At 70.9% G+C, this 3,678-nt stretch carries 2 protein-coding genes; one reads left to right on the forward strand and one right to left on the reverse strand.

Annotated elements, in window-relative coordinates:
* The first annotated feature begins 265 nt into the window (after positions 1-265).
* Positions 266-472: a DUF5999 family protein gene (locus AB8Z36_RS33430; RefSeq protein ID WP_369217143.1), complete on the forward strand. Its 207-nt coding sequence runs from the start codon at positions 266-268 to the stop codon at positions 470-472.
* 85 nt (positions 473-557) lie between these two features.
* Here AB8Z36_RS33430 and gcvP read toward each other — a convergent pair whose 3' ends face one another.
* Positions 558-3,443 (reverse strand): aminomethyl-transferring glycine dehydrogenase, encoded by a 2,886-nt coding sequence (gene gcvP, locus AB8Z36_RS33435; protein ID WP_369217144.1) that lies wholly within the window; start codon positions 3,441-3,443, stop codon positions 558-560.
* Positions 3,444-3,678 lie beyond the last annotated feature (235 nt).

Here is a 3,678-nt window from a genome sequence, read left to right on the forward strand (position 1 = left end):
GGGCACGACGCTGTCCCCACCCGGGTGGACTAGCCCGGTCGGGTCACCCCGAACCACCCGAAGAGACAGTGCAGTTGGGCTGAACCGTCCGGGCGGGTGATACGTCATTAAGCAGTAGGAACCGCTGCCGCAAAATCCCTGCGGATTGACGCCCGTAGGGCAACACTGGGAACGGACCGACTACAAACGGGGGGCGGTCATGAGCACCGCATCGAGCCGCAGGACAGACCTCACAGCCATCGAACCGCAGCGAAAGAACCCTTCCATGTGCCAGCACCAACCACCGTGCCCGTCAGCCGACTCCGCCGACCGGGAGGCCGCACTCCTCGCGGCAAGCCACCCGGAGCAGGGCTGGAGCCTGCTGTGCAACGGCGTCCTGCTCTTCGAGGACACCGGTGAGCTGCTGCCGGACGGCCAGATCATCGCCCCGCACCGACCGCTGGGCACCGACCAGATCATGACGGCCGCCTGAGAGACGGGCAGACGGCGAGGGGCCGGTCCGGAGAGCACTCTCCGGACCGGCCCCGACGCATGCCCGTCTCATACGGGCACCGGTATCAGTCCTCGTACGCGTCCAGCGGCGGGCAGGAGCAGACGAGGTTCCGGTCGCCGTACGCCTGGTCGATGCGGCGCACCGGCGGCCAGTACTTGTCCGAGGCGGCGACCCCGGCCGGGAAGACGGCCTCCTCGCGGGTGTAGCCGTGCTCCCAGTCACCGCTCAGCGCGGCGGCGGTGTGCGGCGCGTTCCGCAGGGGGTTGTCGTCGGCGGACCACGCACCGGAGCCGACCTTCTCGATCTCCCGGCGGATGGCGATCATCGCCTCGCAGAACCGGTCGATCTCGTTCAGGTCCTCGCTCTCGGTCGGCTCGATCATCAGCGTGCCCGCCACCGGGAACGACATGGTCGGCGCGTGGAAGCCGTAGTCGATGAGGCGCTTGGCTATGTCGTCGACGCTGACGCCGGTCGCCTTGCTGAGCGGGCGCAGGTCGACGATGCACTCGTGCGCGACGAGACCGGCCGGGCCGGTGTAGAGCACGGGGTAGTGCGGTTCGAGGCGCTTGGCGATGTAGTTGGCGGAGAGCACCGCGACCTGGGTGGCGCGCTTGAGGCCCTCGCCGCCCATCAGGCGCACGTACGACCAGGAGATCGGCAGGATTCCGGCGGAGCCCCAGGGCGCCGCGGAGATCGGGCCGACGCCGGTCTCGGGACCGGCGGCGGGCTGGAGCGGGTGGTTCGGCAGGTACGGCGCGAGGTGCTCGCGCACGCCCACGGGACCGACGCCGGGGCCGCCGCCGCCGTGCGGGATGCAGAAGGTCTTGTGCAGGTTCAGGTGCGAGACGTCGCCGCCGAAGTGGCCCGGCTTGGCGAGACCCACCAGGGCGTTGAGGTTGGCGCCGTCCACGTACACCTGGCCGCCGGCCTCGTGGACCTCGGCGCAGATGTCGGCGACGTGCTCCTCGAAGACGCCGTGCGTCGAGGGGTAGGTGATCATCAGCACGGACAGCTCGTCGCGGTGCTTCTCGATCTTGGCACGCAGGTCCGCGACGTCGATCTCGCCGTCGTCGGCGGTCTTGACGACCACGACCTTCATCCCGGCCATGACGGCGCTCGCCGCGTTCGTCCCGTGCGCGGAGGAGGGGATGAGGCAGACGGTGCGCTGCTCGTCGCCGTTGGCCCGGTGGTAGCCGCGTACGGCGAGCAGTCCGGCCAGCTCGCCCTGCGAACCGGCGTTGGGCTGGAGGGAGACCTTGTCGTACCCGGTGACCTCGGCGAGGCGCTCCTCCAGCTCACGGATGAGTGTGAGGTAGCCCTGCGCCTGCTGGGCGGGCGCGAAGGGGTGGAGCTGACCGAACTCGGGCCAGGTGACCGGCTCCATCTCGGTGGTCGCGTTGAGCTTCATGGTGCAGGAGCCCAGCGGGATCATGCCGCGGTCGAGCGCGTAGTCGCGGTCGGCGAGCCTGCGCAGGTAGCGCAGCATCGCGGTCTCGGAGCGGTACTGGTGGAAGACCGGGTGCGTGAGGTAGTCGTCGCCGCGCAGCAGGTCCGTCGGCAGCGTGTCGGCGGTGTCGGCGTCGAGCGCGTCGACGTCGGCCTCCACACCGAAGGCGCCCCAGACCGCGTTGAGCTGACGGCGCGTGGTCGTCTCGTCGCAGGACAGGGAGACGTGGTCGGCGTCGACGAGGTGGAGGTTGACCCCGCCCTCGCGCGCGGCGGCGACGAGCTCCTCGGCCCGGCCGGGCACCCGCACGGTGAGGGTGTCGAAGTAGGCGCCGTGGACGACCTCGTGGCCACCGCCGGCGAGTCCGGCGGCGAGCAGCGTCGCGTACCGGTGGGTGCGCCGCGCGATGGACCTCAGGCCATCGGGCCCGTGGTACACCGCGTACATTCCGGCCATGACGGCGAGCAGCACCTGTGCCGTACAGATGTTGCTGGTGGCCTTCTCGCGGCGGATGTGCTGCTCACGGGTCTGGAGCGCGAGCCGGTAGGCCTTGTTGCCGTCGGCGTCGACGGAGACGCCCACCAGGCGGCCCGGCAGGCTGCGCGCGAACTTCTCGCGCACCGCCATGTAACCGGCGTGCGGGCCGCCGAAGCCCATCGGGACGCCGAAGCGCTGGGTCGTGCCGACGGCGATGTCCGCGCCGAGCTCACCGGGCGAGGTGAGCAGCGTCAGGGCGAGCAGGTCGGCGGCGACGGTGACGACGGCGCCGAGCTCGTGCGCCCGGTCGATCAGCGGCTTGATGTCACGGACGGCACCGGAGGCACCCGGGTACTGCACCAGCAGGCCCACGATGCCGCGCTCGGCGATCTCGGCCGGGATGCCCTCGCTCAGGTCGGCGACGACGATCTCGACGCCGGTCGGCTCGGCGCGGGTCCGGATGACGGCGATGGTCTGCGGCAGGGCGTCCGCGTCGACCACATAGACACCGTTCTTGACCTTGCCCATGCGCCGCGAGAGGGCCATGGCCTCGGCGGCGGCGGTGCCCTCGTCGAGCAGGGAGGCACCGGAGGTGGGCAGACCCGTCAGCTCGGCGACCATCGTCTGGAAGTTGAGGAGGGCCTCGAGACGGCCCTGCGAGATCTCGGGCTGGTACGGCGTGTAGGCGGTGTACCAGGCGGGGTTCTCCATCACGTTCCGCAGGATCACCGGCGGCGTGAACGTGCCGTAGTACCCGAGGCCGATCATGGAGTCCAGGACCTCGTTGCGGTCCGCGAGCGAACGCAGCTCGGCGAGGACCTCGGCCTCGCTGCGGGCGCCGGGCAGGTCGAGCGCCTCGGCGTTCTTGATCACATCCGGCACCGCGGCGGCCGTGAGCTCGTCGAGCGAGCCGTACCCGACCTGGGCGAGCATCTTGGCCCGCGCCTCGGCGTCGGGGCCTATGTGCCGCTGCTCGAAGGGGATGCCCTGCTCAAGCTCGGCGAGCGGGATGTGGGTGGCAGTCATTGCGGAGGCCTCCTGGTCAGCACGACCTACGAGGGGTACCTCGGCGCGGGTACCCGGACGGCCTCCCCCTCTGTCATCTCAACCTGAGAGCTTCACCGGCGACACCCCCGACCTGCGAGGACGCCGACCGGCTTTCACCGTCGGTGAGGACTGGAACCGGAGGGGGGGGGGGGGGGGGGGGGGGGGGGGGGTGCCGCTGCTCGAAGGGGATGCCCTGCTCAAGCTCGGCGAGCGG

The organism is Streptomyces flavofungini (assembly GCF_041028215.1).
In the GTDB taxonomy this organism is placed as follows: Bacteria; Actinomycetota; Actinomycetes; order Streptomycetales; family Streptomycetaceae; genus Streptomyces; species Streptomyces flavofungini_B.

Coding starts and splice junctions, on each gene's coding strand:
- gcvP (WP_369217144.1), bottom strand. CDS start 3,443: ATGACTGCCACCCACATCCCGCTCGCCGAGCTTGAGCAGGGCATCCCC.
- AB8Z36_RS33430 (WP_369217143.1), top strand. CDS start 266: ATGTGCCAGCACCAACCACCGTGCCCGTCAGCCGACTCCGCCGACCGG.